At 65.3% G+C, this 21,476-nt stretch carries 21 protein-coding genes; 16 read left to right on the top strand and 5 right to left on the bottom strand.

The genetic code is table 11. From position 1 onward, the window contains the following. The first annotated feature begins 5 nt into the window (after positions 1-5). From HF690_RS01735 to HF690_RS01670, 14 genes are all read left to right on the top strand, one after another. Positions 6-638: an FMN-binding negative transcriptional regulator gene (locus tag HF690_RS01735; RefSeq protein ID WP_168608242.1), complete on the top strand. Its 633-nt coding sequence runs from the start codon at positions 6-8 to the stop codon at positions 636-638. Beyond that, the gene (locus tag HF690_RS01730) at positions 635-1,114 is read left to right on the top strand and encodes an OsmC family protein (protein ID WP_168608241.1); all 480 of its coding nucleotides are present in this window, start codon (positions 635-637) and stop codon (positions 1,112-1,114) included. Before HF690_RS01735 ends, HF690_RS01730 begins: the two co-directional genes overlap by 4 nt. 22 nt (positions 1,115-1,136) lie before the next feature. Then, positions 1,137-2,339 carry an argininosuccinate synthase gene (locus HF690_RS01725; protein WP_168608240.1) on the top strand — a complete coding sequence of 401 codons (1,203 nt, stop codon included), beginning with the start codon at positions 1,137-1,139 and terminating at the stop codon, positions 2,337-2,339. Next, positions 2,336-3,436, top strand: a complete 1,101-nt coding sequence (locus HF690_RS01720) for an acetylornithine deacetylase (protein WP_168608239.1) — start codon at positions 2,336-2,338, stop codon at positions 3,434-3,436. Before HF690_RS01725 ends, HF690_RS01720 begins: the two co-directional genes overlap by 4 nt. Before the next feature lie 7 nt (positions 3,437-3,443). Beyond that, positions 3,444-4,769 (top strand): acetylglutamate kinase, encoded by a 1,326-nt coding sequence (locus HF690_RS01715; protein WP_168608511.1) that lies wholly within the window; start codon positions 3,444-3,446, stop codon positions 4,767-4,769. Then, positions 4,766-5,362 carry a GNAT family N-acetyltransferase gene (locus tag HF690_RS01710; protein ID WP_168608238.1) on the top strand — a complete coding sequence of 199 codons (597 nt, stop codon included), beginning with the start codon at positions 4,766-4,768 and terminating at the stop codon, positions 5,360-5,362. The genes HF690_RS01715 and HF690_RS01710 overlap by 4 nt, the downstream gene beginning before the upstream one ends. After that, entirely contained in the window at positions 5,359-6,303 is a 945-nt protein-coding gene (gene argC / locus HF690_RS01705) for an N-acetyl-gamma-glutamyl-phosphate reductase (RefSeq protein WP_168608237.1), read from the top strand. Before HF690_RS01710 ends, argC begins: the two co-directional genes overlap by 4 nt. Positions 6,304-6,351: 48 nt before the next feature. Further along, positions 6,352-7,665 carry an argininosuccinate lyase gene (locus tag HF690_RS01700; protein ID WP_168608236.1) on the top strand — a complete coding sequence of 438 codons (1,314 nt, stop codon included), beginning with the start codon at positions 6,352-6,354 and terminating at the stop codon, positions 7,663-7,665. Between the two features lie 19 nt (positions 7,666-7,684). Next, a complete protein-coding gene (gene proB, locus HF690_RS01695) occupies positions 7,685-8,860 on the top strand; it encodes a glutamate 5-kinase (RefSeq protein WP_113065912.1) in 1,176 nt (391 codons plus the stop codon). Beyond that, complete coding sequence (locus tag HF690_RS01690; RefSeq protein WP_168608235.1) at positions 8,857-10,125, top strand: glutamate-5-semialdehyde dehydrogenase; 1,269 nt, start codon at positions 8,857-8,859, stop codon at positions 10,123-10,125. The genes proB and HF690_RS01690 overlap by 4 nt, the downstream gene beginning before the upstream one ends. Before the next feature lie 286 nt (positions 10,126-10,411). Beyond that, a complete protein-coding gene (locus tag HF690_RS01685) occupies positions 10,412-11,026 on the top strand; it encodes a hypothetical protein (RefSeq protein WP_168608234.1) in 615 nt (204 codons plus the stop codon). Positions 11,027-11,219: 193 nt separating this feature from the next. Beyond that, the gene (locus tag HF690_RS01680; RefSeq protein ID WP_168608233.1) at positions 11,220-11,633 is read left to right on the top strand and encodes a hypothetical protein; all 414 of its coding nucleotides are present in this window, start codon (positions 11,220-11,222) and stop codon (positions 11,631-11,633) included. 171 nt (positions 11,634-11,804) lie between these two features. Further along, the gene (locus HF690_RS01675; protein ID WP_205300777.1) at positions 11,805-12,206 is read left to right on the top strand and encodes an ASCH domain-containing protein; all 402 of its coding nucleotides are present in this window, start codon (positions 11,805-11,807) and stop codon (positions 12,204-12,206) included. 72 nt (positions 12,207-12,278) lie between these two features. Beyond that, a complete protein-coding gene (locus HF690_RS01670) occupies positions 12,279-12,638 on the top strand; it encodes a VOC family protein (protein WP_168608232.1) in 360 nt (119 codons plus the stop codon). Positions 12,639-12,753: 115 nt separating this feature from the next. Here HF690_RS01670 and HF690_RS01665 read toward each other — a convergent pair whose 3' ends face one another. Next, complete coding sequence (locus HF690_RS01665; protein ID WP_168608231.1) at positions 12,754-13,734, bottom strand: aldo/keto reductase; 981 nt, start codon at positions 13,732-13,734, stop codon at positions 12,754-12,756. A gap of 203 nt (positions 13,735-13,937) precedes the next feature. On the opposite strand from HF690_RS01665, the gene HF690_RS01660 reads away from it, so the two are divergent. After that, positions 13,938-14,456, top strand: a complete 519-nt coding sequence (locus HF690_RS01660) for a gluconokinase (protein WP_193568351.1) — start codon at positions 13,938-13,940, stop codon at positions 14,454-14,456. A gap of 38 nt (positions 14,457-14,494) precedes the next feature. After that, positions 14,495-14,953, top strand: coding sequence for a TspO/MBR family protein (locus HF690_RS01655; protein ID WP_168608230.1), 459 nt, complete (start codon positions 14,495-14,497; stop codon positions 14,951-14,953). Positions 14,954-15,095: 142 nt separating this feature from the next. Here the strand turns inward: HF690_RS01655 and ggt are convergent, their stop codons facing one another. The 4 genes from ggt to HF690_RS01635 form a co-directional block, all read right to left on the bottom strand. Then, the gene (gene ggt / locus HF690_RS01650) at positions 15,096-16,868 is read right to left on the bottom strand and encodes a gamma-glutamyltransferase (protein WP_113065921.1); all 1,773 of its coding nucleotides are present in this window, start codon (positions 16,866-16,868) and stop codon (positions 15,096-15,098) included. A 118-nt stretch (positions 16,869-16,986) separates the two neighbouring features. Continuing rightward, positions 16,987-18,267, bottom strand: coding sequence for a kynureninase (kynU, locus tag HF690_RS01645; RefSeq protein ID WP_168608229.1), 1,281 nt, complete (start codon positions 18,265-18,267; stop codon positions 16,987-16,989). Positions 18,268-18,307: 40 nt separating this feature from the next. Then, on the bottom strand, positions 18,308-19,330 hold the full coding sequence (locus HF690_RS01640; protein WP_113065923.1) for an amidohydrolase family protein: 1,023 nt from the start codon (positions 19,328-19,330) through the stop codon (positions 18,308-18,310). 44 nt (positions 19,331-19,374) lie between these two features. Further along, positions 19,375-21,435, bottom strand: coding sequence for an FUSC family protein (locus HF690_RS01635; protein WP_168608228.1), 2,061 nt, complete (start codon positions 21,433-21,435; stop codon positions 19,375-19,377). Positions 21,436-21,476: the final 41 nt, after the last annotated feature.

The raw sequence follows: 21,476 nt of genomic DNA, 5'->3' as shown, positions 1-21,476 counted from the left end.
CGAGCATGTACGCACCCGAACATTTCAGGGAACTGCGCGCCGAGGCATTGGCGGATGTCATGCTCGGTTATCCGTTCGCGACGCTGGTGCTCGCGGGCGCGAACGGCATCCACGCCAATCCCTTGCCGCTACTGCCGGGCGCCAGCGGTCGCTTGCGCGGCCATGTTGCGCGCGGCAACCCGCTGGCCGAGGCCGACGGCGCCGAGGTGCTGGCGATCTTCCACGGTCCGGACGGCTACGTCAGTCCCGGCTGGTACGCGACCAAGCACGACGACGACGGACGCGTGGTGCCGACCTGGAACTACGCCATGGTGCAGGTGCACGGACGCATCCGGGTCACCCACGATCGCGCTTGGCTGCTTCGCCTGCTGACCGACCTCACCGACCGTCACGAACTGGGCATGGAAACGCCGTGGAGCGTCGACGATGCGCCGGTCGAGTACATCGAGACCCAGCTCAAGGGCATCGTCGGCCTGGACATCGCGGTGGAGCGTGTGGAAGGCAAGTTCAAGCTCAGTCAGAACCATCCCGTGCGCAATCGCGTCGGCGTTATCCAGGGGCTGCGCAAACGTTCCGGCGAACGCGACGAGGCGCTCGCCACCTTGATGCTGCGCTACGGCAAGGAGACGTCCGAATGAGCGATCTGCACACGCATCGCTACGCCGTCGAACTGACCTGGACAGGTAACCGCGGCGACGGCACGCGTGACTACCGCGCCTACGGTCGCGACCACGTGCTGCGCATCGACGGCAAACCGGAGCTGGCCGCCTCGGCGGATCGAATTTTTCGCGGCGACCGCTCACGGCACAATCCGGAGGACCTGCTGGTGGCGGCGCTGTCGAGCTGCCACATGCTGTCCTACCTGCACATGGCCGCTGCGGCCGGCATTGTGGTCGTCGACTACGCCGACCGCGCCGAGGGCGTGATGCGCACCGAAGGCAACGGCGGCCGCTTCGTCGAGGTGGTGCTGCATCCGCAGGTGACCATCGCCGCCGGCAGCGCCGCCGAGCGCGCCGCCGCGCTGCATGAAGACGCGCATCACGCCTGCTTCATCGCCAATTCCGTCAACTTCCCCGTGCGCTGCGAACCGCGCATCGACACCGCTTCCTCTTGAACCGTCCCCAGGAATTTCCCTCATGAGCCAAGACATCGTCCTCGCTTTTTCCGGCGGCCTCGACACCAGCTTCTGCGTGCCGTATCTGCAGGAGCGCGGTTACGCCGTGCATACCGTGTTCGCCGATACCGGCGGCGTCGACGCCGAGGAGCGCGCCTTCATCGAACAGCGCGCCGAGGAACTCGGCGTCGCCAGTCACGTCACCGTCGACGGCGGTCCGGCGATCTGGGACGGCTTCGTCAAGCCGTTCGTGTGGGCCGGCGAGGGCTATCAGGGCCAGTATCCGCTGCTGGTTTCCGATCGCTACCTGATCGTCGAAGCGGCGCTCAAGCGCGCGGCCGAACTGGGCACGAAGGCCATCGCCCACGGCTGCACCGGCATGGGCAACGACCAGGTGCGCTTCGATCTGACCGTGAAGGCGCTGGGCGATTTCGACATCGTCGCGCCGATCCGCGAAATCCAGAAAGAGCACACCCAGACCCGCGCCTACGAACAGGCCTACCTGGAAGAGCGCGGTTTCGGCGTGCGCGCCAAGCAGCAGCGCTACACCATCAACGAGAACCTGCTCGGCGTGACCCTGTCCGGCGGCGAGATCGATGCCTGGCAGGCGCCGGGCGAGGGCGCCCGCGGCTGGTGCAAGCCGCGCGCCGAATGGCCGTCCGAGGCGCTGGAAGTGAAGCTGACTTTCCGCAACGGCGAAGCGGTGGCGGTCGATGGCGAGTCGCTTCCTGGGCATCAGATCCTGGCGCGGCTGAATCAGCAGTTCGCCGCCTACGGCGTGGGTCGCGGCCTGTACACCGGCGATACCACCATCGGTCTGAAGGGCCGCATCGTGTACGAGGCACCGGGTCTGATTGCGCTGCTGGCCGCGCATCGCGCGCTGGAGGAAGCAGTGCTGTCGAAGGCGCAGAACCGCTTCAAGCCGCTGGTGGCCAAGCAGTGGGTCGAACTGGTCTACGAAGGCTTCTTCTACGATCCGCTGAAGGCCGATCTGGAAGCCTTTCTGGCGTCCAGCCAGCGCTGCGTCAACGGCACGGTTACGCTGCGCACCGAAGGCGCCAGGGTCGATGCCGTCGGCGTCGAGTCGCCGCACATCCTCAACGCCAAAGGCGCGACCTATGCGCAGTCGGCCGACTGGGGCGTGGAAGAGGCCGAGGGTTTCATCAAACTGTTCGGCATGAGCTCGTCGCTGTGGGCCGAAGTGAACCGGGACGCCAAGGCATGAGCACGCTACTGGACGTCACGCTCGAACATCTCAAGGCGCTGGTCGGCTTCGATACGCGCAACCCGCCGCGCACCATCGATACCGGCGGCATCTTCGACTACCTGCAGGCGCAGTTGCCGGATTTCGACTGCACGCTCACCGACCACGGTGCGGGCGCGGTCAGCCTGCTGGCCGTACGCGGGAACCCGCGGCTGCTGTTCAACGTGCATCTGGACACGGTGCCGGGTTCGCCGCATTGGACGGCCAGTCCGTTCGAGCTGCGCATCGGCGACGACCGCGCGACCGCGCTGGGTGCGTGCGACATCAAGGGCGCGGCGGCGGCGATGCTGGCCGTGGCGCAGGCGGGCGCGGGCGACTGCGCGTTTCTGTTCTCCACCGACGAGGAGGCCAACGATGCGCGATGCGTGCCCAACTTCGTGCGCGGCAAGCACGACTACGAAGCCGTGATCGTGGCCGAGCCGACCCGCTGCGAAGCGGTGCTCGCGCACCGCGGCATCAACTCGGTGCGCATGCGCTTCGCGGGTCGCGCCGGGCACGCCTCGGGCGAGCAGCAGGCGTCCGACAGCGCGCTGCATCAGACCGTGCGCTGGGGCAGCCGCGCGCTGGACTACGTCGAGGCGCAGGCGCATCACCGCTTCGGCGGCATGACCGGCCTGCGCTTCAATCTCGGTCGCATCGAGGGCGGCATCAAGGCCAACGTCATCGCGCCCGAGGCCGACCTCAAGTTCGGTTTCCGGCCGCTGCCGTCGATGGACCCGGATGCGCTGCTGAAGAGCTTCCAAGATCTGGCCGATCCGCATCCGGCCGAATTCGAGGAAACCTTCCGCGGTCCGTCACTGCCGGCCGGCGACATCGCCGCTGCCGAGTCGCGCCGGCTGGCCGCGCGCGATCTGGCCGACGAACTGGGGCTTCCGATTGGCAATGCCGTCGATTTCTGGACCGAGGCCTCGCTGTTCTCCGCCGCCGGCTACACCACGATGGTGTTCGGTCCGGGCGACATCGCCCAGGCGCACACCGCCGACGAATGGGTCGCGTTGGACCAGCTCGCGTCCTACGCCGATCACCTGCAACGTATCATTCACGAAGGGCATGCGTAATCCCGTCATGGACACGCACAAGAACACTCGGCAAACCATCGTGCGGCTGTTGTCGTCGATGGGCAGCGCCAAGGAAATCCAGCAGTACCTCAAGCGCTTCTCGCAACTCGACGCCAAGCGTTTCGCCGTGGTCAAGGTCGGCGGCGCGGTGCTGCGCGACGAACTGGACGCACTGATCTCCTCGCTGTCGTTTCTGCAGCAGGTCGGCCTGACGCCGATCGTGCTGCACGGCGCAGGGCCGCAGCTGGACGCGGAGATGAAGGCCGCCGGCATCGAGAAGCAGACCGTCGACGGCCTGCGCGTGACTTCGCCCAAGGCGCTGGAGGTCGTGCGCCGCGTGTTCCAGGCGCAGAACCTGCGTCTGGTCGAGGCCCTGCAGGAAATGGACGTGCGCGCGACGTCGATTCTGTCCGGCGTGTTCGAGGCGCGTTTTCTGGACCGTGATCGCCTCGGTCTGGTCGGCGGTGTCGACGCGGTGAATCTGGCGCCGATCGAGGCCAGCTTGCGCATCGGCTCGATTCCGGTGATCGCCTCGTTGGGTGAAACGGCGGAAGGGCAGATCCTCAACGTCAATGCCGACTTCGCCGCCAATGAACTGGTGCGTGCGCTGCAGCCGTACAAGATCGTGTTCCTGACCGGTACCGGCGGCCTGCTCGATGAACATGGCCAGATCATCGACTCGATCAACCTGCGCACCGAATACGAGCATCTGATGGCGCAGCCCTGGCTGCATTCGGGCATGCGCCTGAAGATCGACCAGATCAAGCATCTTCTGGACGACTTGCCGCTGACCTCGTCGGTGTCGATCACCCGACCGGGCCAGTTGGCCAAGGAGCTGTTCACGCACAAGGGATCGGGCACGCTGATCCGCCGCGGCGAACGTGTGCTCACGTTCGAGGACAGCTGGGAGGGTGTCGACACCTCGCGTCTGCGCGCGCTGATCGAGTCGAGCTTCCGTCGCCGTCTGGCCGTGGACTATTTCGAGCGCACCAAGCCGTACCGCGTGTACATCAGCGAGAACTACCGCGCAGCCATGATCCTCACTGAAGAGGAAGGCTTCGCCTATCTCGACAAGTTCGCGGTGCTCGACGATGCGCAGGGCGAGGGCATCGGACGCGCAGTGTGGCAAGTGATGCGCGAGGCGAACCCGATCCTGTTCTGGCGTTCGCGCCACGGCAACGTCATCAACCATTTCTACTACGCCGAATCGGACGGTTCGTTCCGGCAGGATCGCTGGAAGGTGTTCTGGTACGGCCTGGACGATTTCGACGCCATCGCGCGTTGTGTCGCGCACTGCGCGCAGCGACCGGCGACGCTGGAGGATGCGGCATGAGCGACTGGCTGCAACCGCTCACGCTGGAACATGCAGAGGTGCGCCTCGAACCGCTGGCGCGCACGCATCACGACGCACTGATCGAGGCGGCGTCCGACGGCGCGCTGTGGAACCTGTGGTTCACGTCGGTGCCGAAACCGGACGACATGGCCGCGTACATCGACGATGCGCTGGCCGATGCCGAGGCGGGTCACGCGCAGCCGTTCGTCGTGCGCCGCCGCCGCGACGAACGCATCGTCGGCTGCACGCGTCTGGGACACGCCGATGCGGCGAACCGGCGCGTGGAGATCGGCTGGACCTGGTACGCCGCCGGCGCGCAGCGCAGCGCGGTCAACACGGCCAGCAAGCGGCTGCTTCTCGGGCACGCTTTCGAGACGCTGCAGTGCGCTGCCGTGGAGCTGCGCACGCATCGGTTCAATCGTCGTTCCCGTGCAGCCATCGAGAGACTGGGCGCGTTGCAGGATGGCATCCTTCGCAACCACCGACGCATGCCCGACGGCAGCTATCGCGACACCGTGGTGTATTCCATTCTCGCCTCGGAGTGGCCGGCCGTGCGTCGTCATCTCGATCACATTCTGGAGCAAGCAGCATGAGCCGAAGCGTCGGTCTCGTCGGTGCGCGCGGTCATACCGGCGCCGAACTGATTCGTCTGATCGCCGGACATCCGCACCTGCGCCTGGACTTTGTGTCCTCGCGCGAGCTGGATGGTCAGCGCGTGGCCGATCATCAGCCCGATTACCAGGGCGATCTCGTCTACGAGAACCTCGATCCGGCGGCGGTGGCGACGAAGGGCTGCGATGTGGTGATTCTGGCGCTGCCCAACGGCGCCAGCGTGAACTTCGTCGATGCGCTGGATGCCGCGGCGCCGGAGACGATCATCATCGACCTGTCCGCGGACCATCGTTTCGACCGCAGCTGGTACTACGGCTTGCCCGAACTGACCCGCGAGCGCTACCGGGGGCAGCGGCGCATTAGCAATCCCGGTTGCTATGCGACCGCGATCCAGCTGGCGGTCGCGCCGTTGAAGGATCTGCTGACCGGACCGCCGGTGTGCTTCGGCGTTTCGGGCTATTCCGGCGCGGGCACCACGCCTTCGCCGCGCAACGATCCGGAACAGCTGCGCGACAACCTGATGCCGTACGGCCTGGTCGATCACATGCACGAGCGCGAATGCAGCTTCCAGCTCGGCATCCCGGTCGAGTTCATGCCGCACGTGGCGCCGCATTTCCGCGGTCTGACGGTGACCTGCAATCTGTACCTCGATCGCGCGCGCAGCGAAGACGAACTGATGCGCCGCTATCGCACCCGCTATGGCGACGAGCCGCTGGTCCACGTGGTCGACGAGGCGCCCTGGGTCAGCCGCATCGCCGGCAAGCACTACGCGGAGATCGGCGGCGTCCGTGTCGCGCCCGGCGGCAAGCGCGCCGTGGTGGTGGTCTGTCTGGACAACCTGCTCAAGGGCGCGGCGACCCAGGCCATGCAGAACCTCAACGATGCGTTGAGCATGCGCGAGCTCAAGGGCATCCCGCTGTAACGCGCGACGAACCATGTACATGAACCACGACAGAAAAGGGCTGCGGCGATGAGCGACCTGCTTTGGCAGAAAGAGGGCGTGCGCGTCGATGCGCGCATCATGCGATTCCTGGCCGGCGACGACGTGCTGCTGGACCGTGAGTTCCTGCTGCACGACATCACCGCCAGCAAGGCGCACGTGGCGGGCCTGGGCCGCATCGGCGTGCTCGGCGCGGACGAGGTCGCCTCGATCACGCGCGAGCTCGACGCGCTGGCGGAGGATTTCCGCCACGGCGACTTCATTCTCGATGACACCCACGAGGACGGCCATTCGGCCATCGAGGCGCGTCTGGTCGAACGTCTCGGCGACGTCGGCCGCAAGGTGCACACCGGCCGCAGCCGCAACGACCAGGTGCTGGTCGCGACGCGTCTGTGGCTGAAGGAACAGCTGGCCGCGCTGGGAGATCTCTGTGTCGCCATCGCGGAGGTCTGCCTGCAGCGCGCCGGTGCCGAGTCGCTGCCGCTGCCCGGCTACACACATCTGCAGCGTGCGGTGGTGTCCTCGACCACGATGTGGTTCGCGGGCTTCGCCGAGGGCTTTCTCGACAATGCCGTGCGTGCCCGCGCCACGCGTGACTGGCTCGACGCCAATCCGCTGGGCACCGCGGCCGGCTACGGCGTGAACCTGCCGCTGGATCGCGCATTCACCACCGAGGAACTCGGTTTTGCGCGCATGCAGGTCAGTCCGATCTACGCGCAGCTGTCGCGCGGCAAGTTCGAACTGGGCGCGCTCGATGCGCTGGCGTCGACGCTGCTGGATCTGCGCCGCATGGCGTGGGACCTGTCCCTGTTCACCACCGCCGAGTTCGGCTTCGTGCGCCTGCCCGACGAATACACCACCGGCAGCTCGATCATGCCCAACAAGCGCAATCCGGACGTGATCGAAATGCTGCGCGCCAGCTATGCGCCGGTCGCTGCCGCGCGCGTGGAGATCGAACAGTTGCTGTCGCTGCCCAGCGGCTATCAGCGCGACCTGCAGTTGAGCAAGGGGTCGCTGTGGCACGGTTTCACGCACGGTCTGCGCGCGCTCGATCTGATGCCGGATCTGCTTGCACGCCTGCAGTGGAACGAGGCGGCCATGCGCGCGGCGATCGAGCCGTCGATGTACGCCACCGATGTCGCCATCGAACAGGCGGCCGCAGGCGTGCCATTCCGCACCGCGTATCGCGCAGCGGCGGAAGCGGGCAGCGATACCGGCAGCGGCCGCACGCCGGAATCGAGCCTCGCCGCGCGCGTGTCGCCCGGCGGCGATGCGGCACCGGGCCTTGAAATATTGCAGCAACGCCTCAATGGTCTAAAGGATATGCATCGCGAATCGAATTGATTGCAATCACAGAAGGCGCATGACCACACCGAGGAAATTCAAGCAACAACCCGTCCCTCCCTGGAATCGAGCCGTGTTGAAAGTCGGCAGCAGTCTGCTGGCCGGCAACGACGGCGGCCTGAGTACGCAGTACGTGCTGGGCCTGGCGCAATTCATCTCTGCCTGTCATGCCGCCGGTCGCGAGATCGTGCTGGTCTCGTCGGGCGCGGTGGCTGCGGGCCGCATGCTTCTGGAAGGCCATTCCGACGAAGACACCAGCAGCGCCGCCAGGCAGGCCATGGCCGCGCTGGGGCAGACCCAGACCATCGCCCTGTGGCAACGCCTGTTCGACCGACCGCTGGCGCAGGTGCTGCTGACGCATGACGACATGCGCAACCGGCGTCGCTACCTCAACGCGCGCGCCACGCTGCAGGAACTGCTCAGCCACGGCGTGCTGCCGGTGGTCAACGAGAACGACACCGTTGCCGTCGACGAACTGACGCTCGGCGACAACGACAACCTCGCCGCCATCGTCGCGGCGCTGGTCGATGCCGATCTGCTGCTGATCGCTACCGACATCGACGGCCTGTACACCGGCAACCCGCGCACCGATCCGGACGCCGAACCGATCAACGAGGTCGACGAGATCACTTCCGAGATCATGCACATGGCGTCGGGCGCCGGCAGCAGTGTCGGCACCGGCGGCATGCGCACCAAGCTGGAAGCAGCGCAGAAGGCGTCCGCGGCGGGCATCGAGACCATCCTGTTCAACGGCCGCGATAGCGAAGTATCGCGCCTGTTGTCCCAGGACCTGTTGTGCGGAACGCGTCTTCGCAGCACCTCGTCGCGCCTGCAAGCGCGCAAGTACTGGTTGCGTCACACGCCATCCGTGCCCGGCTACATCCGCGTCGACGCCGGCGCCGCGCGCGCCCTGATCGAAGAGGGCGCTTCGCTGCTGCCCAAGGGCGTGCTGGAAGCCGGCGGCGAATTCCAGCGCGGCGACATGGTCGAGATCATCAACGACGACAATTCGCAATGCATCGCCCGCGGTATCACCCAGTACGGTGCCGCGGAAATCAACATGATCCACGGTTGTCACACCCGCGACATCGAGGAGCGCCTCGGCTACAGCTACGGCGATTCCATCGTGCACCGCGACGACCTGGCGACGACCGATCCCCTGGATGCCATGACGACAGGAGTTGAATTTTCATGACTGATTCCGTGCGCGAACTCGCGCTGAAGTGCAAGCAGGCCGCCGTGCAGGTGGCCGAGCTTTCCGAGAACGACAAGAACGCGCTGCTGCGCGCCATGGCCGACGAGCTGGAGGCGCAGGCCGAGACCGTCCTGGCCGCCAACGCCGAGGACATGAAGGCCGCACGCGAGAAGGGCATCGGCGAAGCCATGCTCGACCGTCTGGCGCTGGACGAGAAGCGTCTGGCCGGCGTCGCCGACGCGCTGCGCTTCGTCGCCAGCCTGCCGGATCCGGTCGGCGAGGTCACCGAAAGCCACACGTCCGACAAGGGCTTCGAGATCCAGCGCGTGCGCGTGCCGCTCGGCATTATCGGCATGATCTACGAGGCGCGTCCCAACGTCACCGCCGACGCCGCGGCGCTGTGCCTGAAGGCCGGTAACGGCGTCATCCTGCGCGGCGGCAAGGAAGCGGTGCGTTCCAATACCGCCATCGCCGCCTGCCTGCGCAAGGCGTTGCGCGACGCCGGTCTGGATGAGCACGCCGTGACGCTGATGGAGGACCTCAGCCGCGAAGCGATGATGGAGATGATGCAGCTCAACGACATCCTCGATCTGCTCATCCCGCGTGGCGGCGAGGGCCTGATCCGCTTCGTCAACGAGAATGCACGCGTGCCGGTCATCAAGCACTACAAGGGCGTGTGCCACCTCTACGTCGACGCCAGTGCCGACCTGGACAAGGCGCTCGATATCCTCGTCGACGGCAAGACCACGCGACCGGCCGCCTGCAATTCGCTGGAAAACCTTCTGGTCAGCAAGGACGTGGCCGAGACCTTCCTGCCGCGCGCCGTGGAGGCCCTGCGCAAGCGCGGCGTGGAGATCGTCGCCGACGAAGCCTCGCGCAAGATCGTCCCCGACTTGGCCGAGGCCACCGAAGAGGACTACGCCACCGAGTTCCTGGCGCTGAAGATCGCCGTGCGCGTGGTCGACGACGTCGACGCCGCCATCGCCCACATCCGCCAGTACGGCTCCGACCACACCGAAGTCATCGCCGCTGAAGACGAGAGCGTCGCCAACCGCTTCGTGCACGCACTGCGCGCCGCGGTGGTGATGATCAACGCCTCGTCGCGATTCTCCGACGGCGGCGAACTGGGTCTGGGCGCAGAAATCGGCATCTCCACCACGCGTCTGCACGCCTACGGCCCGATGGGGGCTGAAGCGCTGACCATCGAGCGCTTTGTGCTGCGCGGGCATGGTGAAGTGCGTCACGCCGAGAGCAAAGCGGCCTAGGGAAGGGAACAAGCGGCCTCGGTCGAATAAACGCCCACGCCGAGTGCGTGGGCGTTTTTGTTTGCGGCCTTTCGGTTATCGCGCGTGGACGTGTTACACCGGCAATCGTCATGCATAACTCATACATCCTCTATGTGCTGCATAAGCCGCAAGGCGACATGCTGGGGATGCGCGGAGATAGGCAGGCTGTTGATTCCGCGGTAACTTTGTCGCGTTGCTGGTGCTCGATACATTGGGCATACTCCTTGCAACGCGTCATGATGACGCCGAATAAGCGTTAGGCCGTATGAAAATCTCCGACCACATTAAACACTCTATCGATGCCTCGGATAGACAAGAGCTGGATCAATCCCTTCTTTCCGCATGCATTGCCGTTGACGGCACCGCAAAGAAGATGTACCCAGAAATTGCAGAGGTCGGAAAGCGATTTCGAAAGTTTATCAATGAGCACATCGACATTATCGAGCTCATGTACGGCGGAATTAACCTCAAAGAGACCCTATTTCCCTTCAAGGATGCAAAGGGGAAATTGGGCATCACGTTTGCCGATGTCGTGTACGAGAAATTTCGCTGCAATTTGGCTCATGGGAGCGAACTTCCAGGCGGGTATGCCGTTTCCGTTCAAGTTGCACCAGGCCGCCAAGTGTTCGCCATCGACATCGCAAACCAATCAATGACGCTGCCCCAAAGCGCGATCTACGCCCTCGGCATTGCTTGCGTATTGGCTCCAATCAATAGTGATCAAAAAATCGGGAGCTATCTCTACCACTACAACGACCCAATCAACGTCTACGTTGTTGATCGCTGGTGGGGTAAACTTGAATGCGCCAGGCAAATAATGGATTTCGATTTTCAACCACGAGTGAAAATGGATTTTTCAACTGTTTGGCCGGCATCTTGAATAGAAATTTGGCGCAATAGCTGGCTGTGTGGCCTAACAGTAAAACGGTGTCGGGGGCATTTTGTTAGGGACAATTTTTTATTCAACCCGACTGCCCTCTGGGCTTAAGGCAGGTGGCGCGTGGGGTCTGGCAATTCATCCAAGCGGACGTGCTGACACGCGTCGCATAACTCAAGCATGAGACTTCAGACACATGTCCTGCGTATTGCGAATCTCAGGTGCCAACCTTAATCTGGAAGCCTTGCTTCGAGCACTTCCCATCAAGCCTTATCGCTCCTGGAACAAAGGCGACCCTCGTACGCGGCGCAGCATCAAGAGCAGGATTCATGCTGACTCCGGGGCATGCTTTGACGTGAGCGGTGCCGGCTTCGACGAATTCCAAAGGCAACAGCAGGATGCCACGGCTTTCCTTGTCGAGAATTGCGTGATTTTGCAAGAAATTTCGGTATTCCCAGGTGTTGAATATTCACGGCTCGACTTTGCTATTGATTCAGGGCCGTATCCAGTCCATTCCGATGTGCTTTCCCTGCAATTCCTACGCGCAGCTGCAGCTGCATGTGTTTCAGTTGAGTTGTCGCACTACCCCTCCACCGCGAACGAAGACTAGTCACTCATTCAAGCGATCGCCTGCTGGCTACGGCCGGCGGCCGGCGTCTTAACTCAAGTATCTGTGTAAAAACAGTGTCGGGGACAATTTCTTGGATGCTCACCCGCTACTCGGGATCGCTGCGGCTACCTCGGGCGTTAGGCTCCAGGTGATCTTTTTATCGGAGAAGGAATGAATAGGAGAAAAAGGCTGACCTTCTGGGGCGCAGACGAGAACGATGACAGCCTTCCTCGCAGCGTCATGGACGGCCGCAAAACCGTCACGGCCGACACAGTTGCTGACTACTACACGCCATATGGAGAATATGGCGATGGCAGCTATGAGCCAGGCGACATCATTGAAGTCTATGACTTGAAGCAGAGGCTTCGCTGCATCATCAAGGCAACCAAAGTCTATACGATAGAGTTCGGCAACATTCCGGAGGAAGTCTGGCGCGGCGAAACGTTTTCCAGCGCGGACGAGTTCCGGGAGTGCCATATTCGTTGCCTACCGCATTTGCACCTGCATGACCGCTTCGAGTTCGTGACACTGCATTTCGAATTGGTTGAAATCATTGCGCGGGAAATTCCGTAATGGGCCGAACAACCTTCAAGGCGGACGCCTTCGGGGCCGCTTAACTCCAGCGTTGGGTCTCAGGAGAAGGCCATGTTGCAACATGAGAAGATCAACTACGTTGAGTATCCGTCCCGAGATCTCGAAGAGACGAAGCGCTTCTTTGGGCAGACATTCGGTTGGGCATTTGAGGATTATGGTCCCGATTACGCTGCATTCTCTGATCAGGGATTGGATGGCGGCTTCTTCCGGTCCGATTTGGCAGCCCGCACTGAAACCGGAAGCGCTCTCATCGTTCTCTACAGTGATGACCTTGAAGGCACGCTCCGCAAGGTCGAGGCTGCTGGTGGCAAAGTGATCAAGCCAATCTTTTCTTTCCCGGGTGGACGCAGGTTCCATTTCATCGAGCCAGGCGGAAATGAGTTGGCTGTATGGTCGGAGTCCGAGGCCTGACCATGCGGCCACGTAGACATGCTGGCGTGCTCCGCCTGATTTAACCGTCACTCGTTCATGCTAAATAACGGTCCCAGATGCCCTTTCAAGCGGCGATCTTGGCCTTCGGCTCGGGTCAGCGATTGATCTGATTCTGCAGATGTTCGGGATAACGCGCGCCGTGCACGGTGATGCGGTCGAGGGACTGTTGGATGCGGTCGAGGTCAGCATCCGTGAGTTCGATGTCGGCGGCGGCGAGGTTTTCCTCCAGGCGGTGCAGCTTGGTGGTGCCGGGGATCGGCACGATCCATGGTTTCTGTGCCAGTAGCCAGGCGAGGGCGATCTGCGCGGGCGTGGCGCGCTGGGCGTCGGCGATGGCGGTCAGGGCGTCGATCAGGCCCTGGTTGGCCTTGCGGGCGTCTTCGCTGAAGCGCGGCAGGTTCCGGCGGAAGTCGTTCTTCGCAAACTCGGTGTGCGCATCGATGGCGCCGGTGAGGAAGCCGCGGCCGAGCGGGCTGAAGGGGACGAAGCCGATGCCCAGCTCTTCCAGTGTCGGCAGGATGTCGCGTTCGGGTTCGCGCCACCACAGGGAATATTCGCTCTGCACGGCGGCGACCGGCTGCACGGCATGGGCGCGGCGGATGATGTCCGCGCCGGCTTCGGACAGGCCGAAGTGTTTGACCTTGCCCTCGGCGATCAGCTCGCGCACGGTGCCGGCGACGTCTTCGATGGGCACATTCGGATCGACGCGGTGCTGATAGAAGAGGTCGATATGGTCGGTCTTCAGCCGTTGCAGCGACGCATCGGCCACGGCGCGGATGTGCTCGGGTCGGCTGTTCAGGCCACCTTCGCCGCCGATCACGAAACCGAACTTGGTGGCGATCGTCACCTGGTCGCGCACGGGCGCCAGCGCCTGACCGACCAGTTCTTCGTTGGTGTAGGGGCCGTAGACCTCGGCGGTGTCGAAGAAGGTCACGCCGCGATCGACGGCCGCGCGCAGCAGGTCGATGCCGACCCGGGTTTCCACGGGTTGGCCGTAGGCGTGGGTCAGGCCCATGCAGCCCAGGCCAAGGGTCGAGACCTGCAATCCAGAGCGGCCGAGTTCACGGGTTTTCATGGGGACTCCTTGATTCATGGGGGCAGGGCGCGTGCGGCCGTGAGCGAGGACGGCCTCCTGCTTTATGGTTGCGCGAATATGTTTTTGCAACCGGCGCTCGCATGCGCCGGGCATGCGGGTGGGATGGTGGAGCACGGTCGGTTTGTGGAACCGCCCGACGATCTGGAAGGATGGCGGTTTCGCGGCAATGGGATGATCGAAGGATGCGCGTGCGCTACATCGTGTTCATGGGCGTTTCGGGGAGCGGCAAGTCGACCGTGGCCCGGCGCGTGGCGACGGCGCTGGGCTGGCCGTTCGTCGAAGGCGACGATCTGCACCCGACGGCCAATGTGGCGAAGATGCGCCGGGGCGAGGCGTTGGACGATGCCGACCGCCAACCGTGGCTGGACGCCGTTGCGGAGACCCTCCGTGCATGGCGCGCGGAAGGGCAACCCGGGGTGATGTCGTGCTCGGCGCTGCGGCGCGTGTATCGCGACCGCATCGTGGACGGTCGGGACGATGTGCTGTTCGCCTATCTGCACGGCACGCGGGCGCGGCTGGCGCAGCGACTCGCGGATCGTCGCGGCCACTTCATGTCCGCCGATTTGCTGGACAGCCAGCTGGCGACGCTGGAAGTGCCGATGTCTCCGCCCGAGCGTGTGGTGCGCCTGGACATCGAGCGTGATGCGGAGGCGCTGGTGCACGCGGTGGTTGGTGTCGTGTCCGAGTCTGCCGTAGATTGACGATCTTCCATCATCATTCCGCGCGAGGTAGTCCTGCGATGCGCGCATGGGCGGCTCTGATCGTATTTCTCCTGCTGGTGACGCTGACGGCGGCCTCCGGGTCGTTCTTCCAGCCCGGCGACTGGTACGCGCACCTGCAGAAGCCGGCGTTCACACCGCCGAATCTGGCGTTTCCGATTGCCTGGACGCTGCTGTATCTGAGCATGGCCATCGCCGCGTGGCGCGCCTGGCTGCGGCGTGGCTTCGACGGCGCGCAGGTGCTGTGGCTGGTGCAGCTGGCGCTCAATGCGCTGTGGTCGTACGTGGTCTTCGGTCGGCACCTGCTGGCGGCAGGCGCGGTCGAGATCGCGGTGCTGTGGCTGGTGATCCTGGCGACCACGGTGGCCTTCTTCCGGCGGGACCGCGTGGCGGGCTGGCTGATGATTCCCTATCTGGCCTGGGTTGCTTTCGCCTTCGCACTGAACGTCGCGCTGTGGCGGTTGAATCTTCCCGGTTGAGAACGACGGTTCCGGCGGCAGCGGAAGCATCCATCCGTGCGGGCGAAAGGCTTGCCGGATGTTCGACGCGCTGTGCGCCGATAAAAAACGGCCCGGCATGCTTGCGCGATGCCGGGCCGGATTCGGTGACGCGGACGGCGGGTCAGTAGCCGGCCGCGAGTCCTGCGGGGCGGCGGCGGTCGTTGGCGCCTTCCAGCAGTCCAGTCTTCGGATTGCGCAGGATCGCCTCGTCCGCGCCCCAGGAGCGGATCTCGTGGAACTTGTGGCCCATGGCTTCCAGCGCGCTCTGCGTGGCCGCGCTGAGCAGGCCCGGTTCGACCATGGTCATGTCCGGCAGCCACTGCATGTGCAGGCGCGGCGCATCGACGGCCTGCTGCATGTTCATGCCGAAGTCGATCACATTGACGATGCTCTCCATGGTGGTGGAGATGATGGTCGAGCCGCCGGGGCTGCCGGTGACCATGAACAGCTTGCCGTGCGGGTCGAGCACCAGACTCGGCGACATCGAGCTGAGCGGACGCTTGCCCGGCTCGATCTGGTTGATCTTGCCCTGCACCAGACCGAAGGTGTTGGGCACGCCCGGCTTGGACGTGAAGTCGTCCATCTCGTTGTTGAGGAAGAAGCCGGTGTCGCCCGCCATCTGGCTGATGCCGAACAGGTAGTTCAGCGTGTAGGTGACGCTGACCGCGTTGCCCTGCGCATCGACCACGGAATAGTGCGTGGTGTGCATGCCTTCGGCTGGGCCGAGGCTGCCATGGATCTCGCTCGACGGCGTGGCCTTGTCGGCCTGGATGGTGCTACGCATCGTGGCGATGTGCTTGGGGTTGAGCAGCTTGTCGATCGGGTTGTGCACGAAGGCCGGGTCGCCGAGGTAGGTGTTGCGGTCGGCGAAGGCGCGGCGCTCGGCCTCGATGATGTAGTGCGTGGCCTTCACCGAGCCGTAGCCCCACTTGTGCAGCGGATAGGGTTTGAGGATCTCCAGGATCTGGCAGATGGTCACGCCGCCGGAACTCGGCGGGGCGGCCGAGACCACGGTGTAGCCGCGGTAGCCGCAGGTGACCGGCTTGTCCCACTTCACGGAGTAGTCGGCCAGGTCCTTCATCGTGATGAGGCCGCCATTGGCCTTGTTGGCCGCCGCCAGCTTGCGCGCGATGGAACCGTGGTAGAACGCCTTGGTGCCGTGGTCGCGGATCAGCTCCAGCGTGTGCGCCAGTTGCGGTTGCTTGAGGCGGTCGCCGACCTGCCAGGGCTTGCCGTCGTGGAGGAAGATCGCCGCCACGTTCGGCCACTTCGCGAACAGCTTGGTGTGCGTGGCCATGATGTTGATGTCGCCCTGCTTCAGGACGTAGCCCTTGCGCGCCAGCGCGATGGCGGGGTCGATGACCTGTTTCAGCGACATCGTGCCGTACTTCTTCAGTGCGCTGTCCAGGCCCATCACGGTGCCGGGCACGCCGACGCCGAGGTAGGTCCTGGTGCTGCGGCCCTTGACCACGTTGCCGTCCTTGTCCTGGTACATGTCCGTGGTTGCCGCCAACGGCGCCTTCTCGCGGAAATCCAGGAACAGGTTCTTGCCGTTCTTCAGGTGCACGACCATGAAGCCGCCGCCGCCGATGTTGCCGCAGCACGGATGCACCACGGCCAGCGCGTAGCCAACGGCCACGGCGGCGTCGACCGCGTTGCCGCCCTTCTTGAGGATCTTCAGGCCGACCTGGGTCGCCAGGTGCTGCGCCGAGACCACCATGGCGTGCTTGGCGCGCACGGGCTGCGCCTGGGCCAGCGCTTGACGCGTGGTGGGCGGCGCGGAGACGTCCAGCGCCGTGTCGGGAATGTTCGTGTTCTGCGGCGGTTTCGCCAGTGCCAGCGGGGCGGCGAGGAACAGGAAGAGGGGTACGAATACGAGTCGCAATCTAGGCATGATTCGGGTTGTCTTCGCGGGGACGATCCCCCGACATTCCGACATCCAGAGCGATTTCGCAAGTTTTCAAGCTCGGCCGCGCCGCATTCAAACCTCTGTTTGAGGAGGGCTTCGCGTTTCAGCGCTGCGCGGCCCACGCCGCGACGGCCTTGGCGAAACCGAGGCAATCCTGGAAGCGGTTGTACAGCGGCACCGGGGAAATGCGGATCACATCCGGCTCGCGCCAGTCGCCGATGATGCCGTGTTCGGTGAGATGCTCGAACAGCGCGCGGCCCTGGTCGCGTCCGCCGAGCACGCGGATCGACAATTGTGCGCCGCGGCGTTCGGATTCGCGCGGCGTGACCACCTCCAGCACTTCCGGAAGCTGCGTGTCGACCAGCCATTCCAGGTAGCCGGTCAGACGCTCGGACTTCTCGCGCAGGCGAGTCATGCCGGCCTCGTGGAACAGCTGCAGCGAGATGCGCAGCGGCACCAGCGCCAGGATCGGCGGGTTGGACAGCTGCCAGCCTTCCGCGCCCGGCGTCGGGTCGAAGTGCGGTCCCATCTGGAACCGCGTGTCCTTGTTGTGGCCCCACCAGCCGGCGAAGCGCGGCCGCGCGGTCCGGGCATGGCGTGCGTGGACGAATGCGCCGCCGACCGCGCCCGGGCCGCCGTTGAGGTATTTGTAGTGGCACCACACGGCGAAATCTGCGCCGCTGTCGTGCAGCGCCAGCGACAGGTTGCCCACCGCATGCGCCAGATCGAAGCCGACCACACAGCCGCGCGCGTGGCCCATCTCCGTGATCGCGGCCAGATCGAAGGCCTGACCCGTGCGGTACTGGATGCCGGGCATCAGCACCAGCGCGGTGCTGTCGCCGTGCTCGGCCAGCGCGCGTTCGATGGCCGCCATCGAGATCGTGCCGTTTTCCTCGTCGGCGGCCAGTTCGATCAGCGATTCGGCCGGATCGAAACCGTGGAAGCGGATCTGCGATTCCACCGCGTAGCGGTCGCTCGGGAACGCGCCTTCCTCGATCAGGATCTTGTGACGCTCGCGCGTCGGCGTGTAGAAGCTGACCATCAGCAGATGGAGATTCACGCTCAGCGTGTTCATCGCCACCACTTCGGACATGTCCGCGCCGACCAGCTCGGCCAGATCCTCGCGCACGAACTCGTGGTAGTTCATCCACGGCAGGCGGCCCTTGAAGTGGCCTTCGACGCCCAGTTCGCCCCAGTAGTCGAGTTCGGCGTTGACGGCTTCGCGCACGGCGCGCGGCTGCAGGCCCAGCGAATTGCCGCAGAAGTACAGCGTGTCGCCGTCGGCGTGCGGCGGAATCAGGAAACGGTCGCGGAACTCGCGCAGCGGATCGTCGCGGTCGGCCGTTTCGGCCCAGGCGAGGGTGGCTTCGTAGGGTGCAGTCATGAATCGTCCGTTTCGTGGGCGTGAAGATCGAGCGCGCGGGTCAGGCCTTCGCCTTGGGTTCGAAGCGGGCCTTGGGCAGGTCCAGCCATTCCAGCGCGGTGCCGTGCATCAGACGCGCATTGGCCGATTCGTCCAGCTCCAGCGCCTCGATGCCCGATCCCGGTTCCTGTTCGCCTAGCGGGAACGGGTAGTCCGTGCCCAGCATCACGCGGTCGTGGCCGACCACGTCCAGCAGATAGGCGAGTGCCTGCGGATCGTGCACGCAGGAGTCGAAGTACAGACGCGCCAGGTACTCGCGCGGATTGCGCGCGTTGTTCTTGGCCACCAGATCCGGACGCATCTTGAAACCGTGCTCGATGCGGCCGATGGTGAACGGGAAGCTGCCGCCGCCGTGCGCGAACATCACGCGCAGCTTCGGCAGGCGTTCCAGCACACCGCCGAAGATCAGGCTGCAGGCGGCGCGGGACTGTTCGGCGGGCATGCCCACCAGCCACGGCAGCCAGTAGTCGGGCATGGTGTCGCGGCCCATCATGTCCCACGGGTGGATCATGATCGCCGCGCCGAGGTCGGCGGCGGCCTCGAAGAACGGGAACAGTTCCGGCGCGTCCAGGTTCCACTGGTTGCAGTGCGAGCCGATCTGCACGCCAGCCAGGCCCAGTTGCTCGACGCAGCGCTCCATCTCCTGGATCGCCAGCGTCGGCGACTGCAGCGGCACGGTGCCGATGCCGACGATGTGCCGGGAATGTTCGCGGCTCAGGCCGGCAGCGTGGTCGTTGAGGAATCGGTGCAGTTCCAGCGCCTGATTGCCGCGCGCCCAGTAGGAGAACAGCACGGGCACGGTCGAGATCACCTGCACGTCGACGCCGTGCGCGGCGTAGTCGGCGATGCGCGTATCGACGTCGAAAGCCGAATCCCACACCTGGCGGAAGAACTTGCCCTCGCGGTAGATGCGATGGCGGCCGGCGCTGTGGGTCATCACCGGGAAGCGCGGCTCGCCGTACTTTTCCGCAAGATTCGGCCAGTCACGCGGCAGGATGTGGGCGTGGGTGTCGATTTTCAGCATGGGCGGCAGTGTAGAGGCTGGCGCGCCGCGCTGCACGTGATCGCTCAATCCGGCGTGGTGGAGCGCATGTCGCGGTCGAGCACGTGATGCAGGGTGTCGACGTTGTCGGCCAGTCGGTCGCTCAGCGCGATCAGGCTCGGCGTGATCGCGCCGGTGTGCGCAGCGAGTCGAGCAGTCAGCGCCTGTTGGCGCGCGCGCAGGTCCGGGGACGGTACGTCGCGTTGCGTGTCGCAGGCTTCGGACAGTGTGCGGACCGTGGCCGCGACATGGGTCAGGTAGTCGTCCAGCACGTCGCGCGCCGGGAGCGTTTCGCCGTCGTGTAGCACGGCTTCGAGGGTCATCGCGGTGCGCACCAGTCGGTTGCCGTTGGCGAACAGCGATTCGCCGCCCTGGCGCAGAGCGGGCGGTGCGCCGGGTTCGGCGCGCAGGCGTTCCAGCGAGGCCTGGGCATTGCTGCGCGCCAGTCGGGCGGCGGCGCGGGTGTCGTCGCGCTGGCGTCGCGTGCCGTGCTCGGTCAACGCTTCCAGGTAGTCGGCGTAGGTGTGCAGCATGTCGGCCAATGCCGCGCGCGTGCGGCCGCGCTCCCAGGTCGGCCAGACCAGATAGGCAGTCAGGGCGAGGCCACAGCCGAGCGCGGTGTTCAGCAGGCGGTCGAGCACGGCGGCGTCGGGGCTGCTGCCTTCGAACGAGAGCAGGATCACCACCGCGCCGGTCAGCGCGGCGACGGCCAGGCCGTAGTGTGCGGTGGCCAGATAGCGGAACGCGAAAACCAGGATACCGAGCAGTAGCACGTGCGCCCACACGGCGTCGGGCACGGCCATCAGCAGCAGACTGGTCAGCACCAGTCCGAGCACGGTGCCGACGATGCGCAGCAGGCCGAAGCTGAAGGTGGCGGCGAAATCGGGTCGCAGCACGATGGCCGCGGTCATCGGCAGCCAGTAGCCGCGGGGCAGGCCGAGCGTGCGTTCCAGCCATTGCGCCAGAACCAGGCAGACGGCGCAGCGCAGCGCGTGGCGGAAGGCGGCCGAATGCAGCGTGAGGTTGGCGCGCAGCGTGGCCCAGGGCGAGACGCCGCGCAGCGCGCGCGGCAGGTGTGCCTCGCTGCGCAGGGCGCGGATCTCGCCGCGGCTGCCGGCCCAGCGGGCATTGCGCGCGGCGGCGGTCAGCTGTCCATGCAGGGCGCGCAAACGTGGCGCCAGGACCGAGGATGCATTCAGCGCATCAAGACGTTGGCGAAGACGTTCGGCGTGCTGCTCGGCCGCAGTGGGTTCGCGGCCGTGTTCCAGCGCCTCGGCGAGTTGCGAAAGCGTATCGCCGATGGCCACGGGCAGCGCGCCGTCGACGGTCGTCTCGGTGCGGCGAAGCTGGTCGATGGCCAGCAGCTCCAGACGTATGCGCTCGGCCAGCTCGGTCAGCACGCGCAGGGCTTCGACGGCGCGGCCGCGCACCGGGTGGCGGCCGAGCAGCATCTGCTGCAGGCGGTTGATGGCGTCGCTGAGCGCTGGAGCCTCTTCCTCGCTTTCGCGCCGCGTGGCGAGTTGCGCCAGGTCGCGGAAGATCGACGCCAGTGCCTGGCGCTCGGGGCGGTAGCGTTGCAGCGGCCACGCCGCCACCGAGACGACCGCCAGCAGCAGGCCGCCTGCAGCGATCAGCACGCTGGCCGGCCAGGCCTGCGACCACGGCATCGGCGAGGCGGCGGCGATGACCAGCAGGATCATGCTGATCATGCCCACCCGCGCCATGTCGGCGCCGAACACCACCAGCAGTCCGCCGAGGAAGCCGCTCGCGGCGACGGCCGCCAGCAGCCATGGCAGGTGCGCGCCCAGCAGGAAGCCGGCCAGCGCGGCGACGCCGGCGGCCAAGGCTGCCAGCACGATGCGCGTCAGACGCTGCCGATACGGACCGGGCTGATCGGAGAAGATGACGTTGAACGCGCCCGCGCCCAGTCCCAGGCCGACGGCTTCGTGTCCAGTCGCCACGCCGATGGCCAGCGGGCCGGCCACGAGCAGCGCCGCGCGCAGGGCGATCCGCGGCGGGACATCAGGGCGTTTGAAGTGCGTCAGCGTGTGCAGCAGGCTGGCGCGTAGCGAATAGGTGGGAGACATGCGGCGCAGGCGATGGCGTCGAAGTCCGCATTGTGCGTCAT

It is taken from the genome of Oleiagrimonas citrea (genome assembly GCF_012395255.1).
Lineage (GTDB): Bacteria > Pseudomonadota > Gammaproteobacteria > Xanthomonadales > Rhodanobacteraceae > Oleiagrimonas > Oleiagrimonas citrea.
Note: the sequence above shows the minus strand (reverse complement) of the source record. Positions and strands in the feature narration are given on the sequence as shown.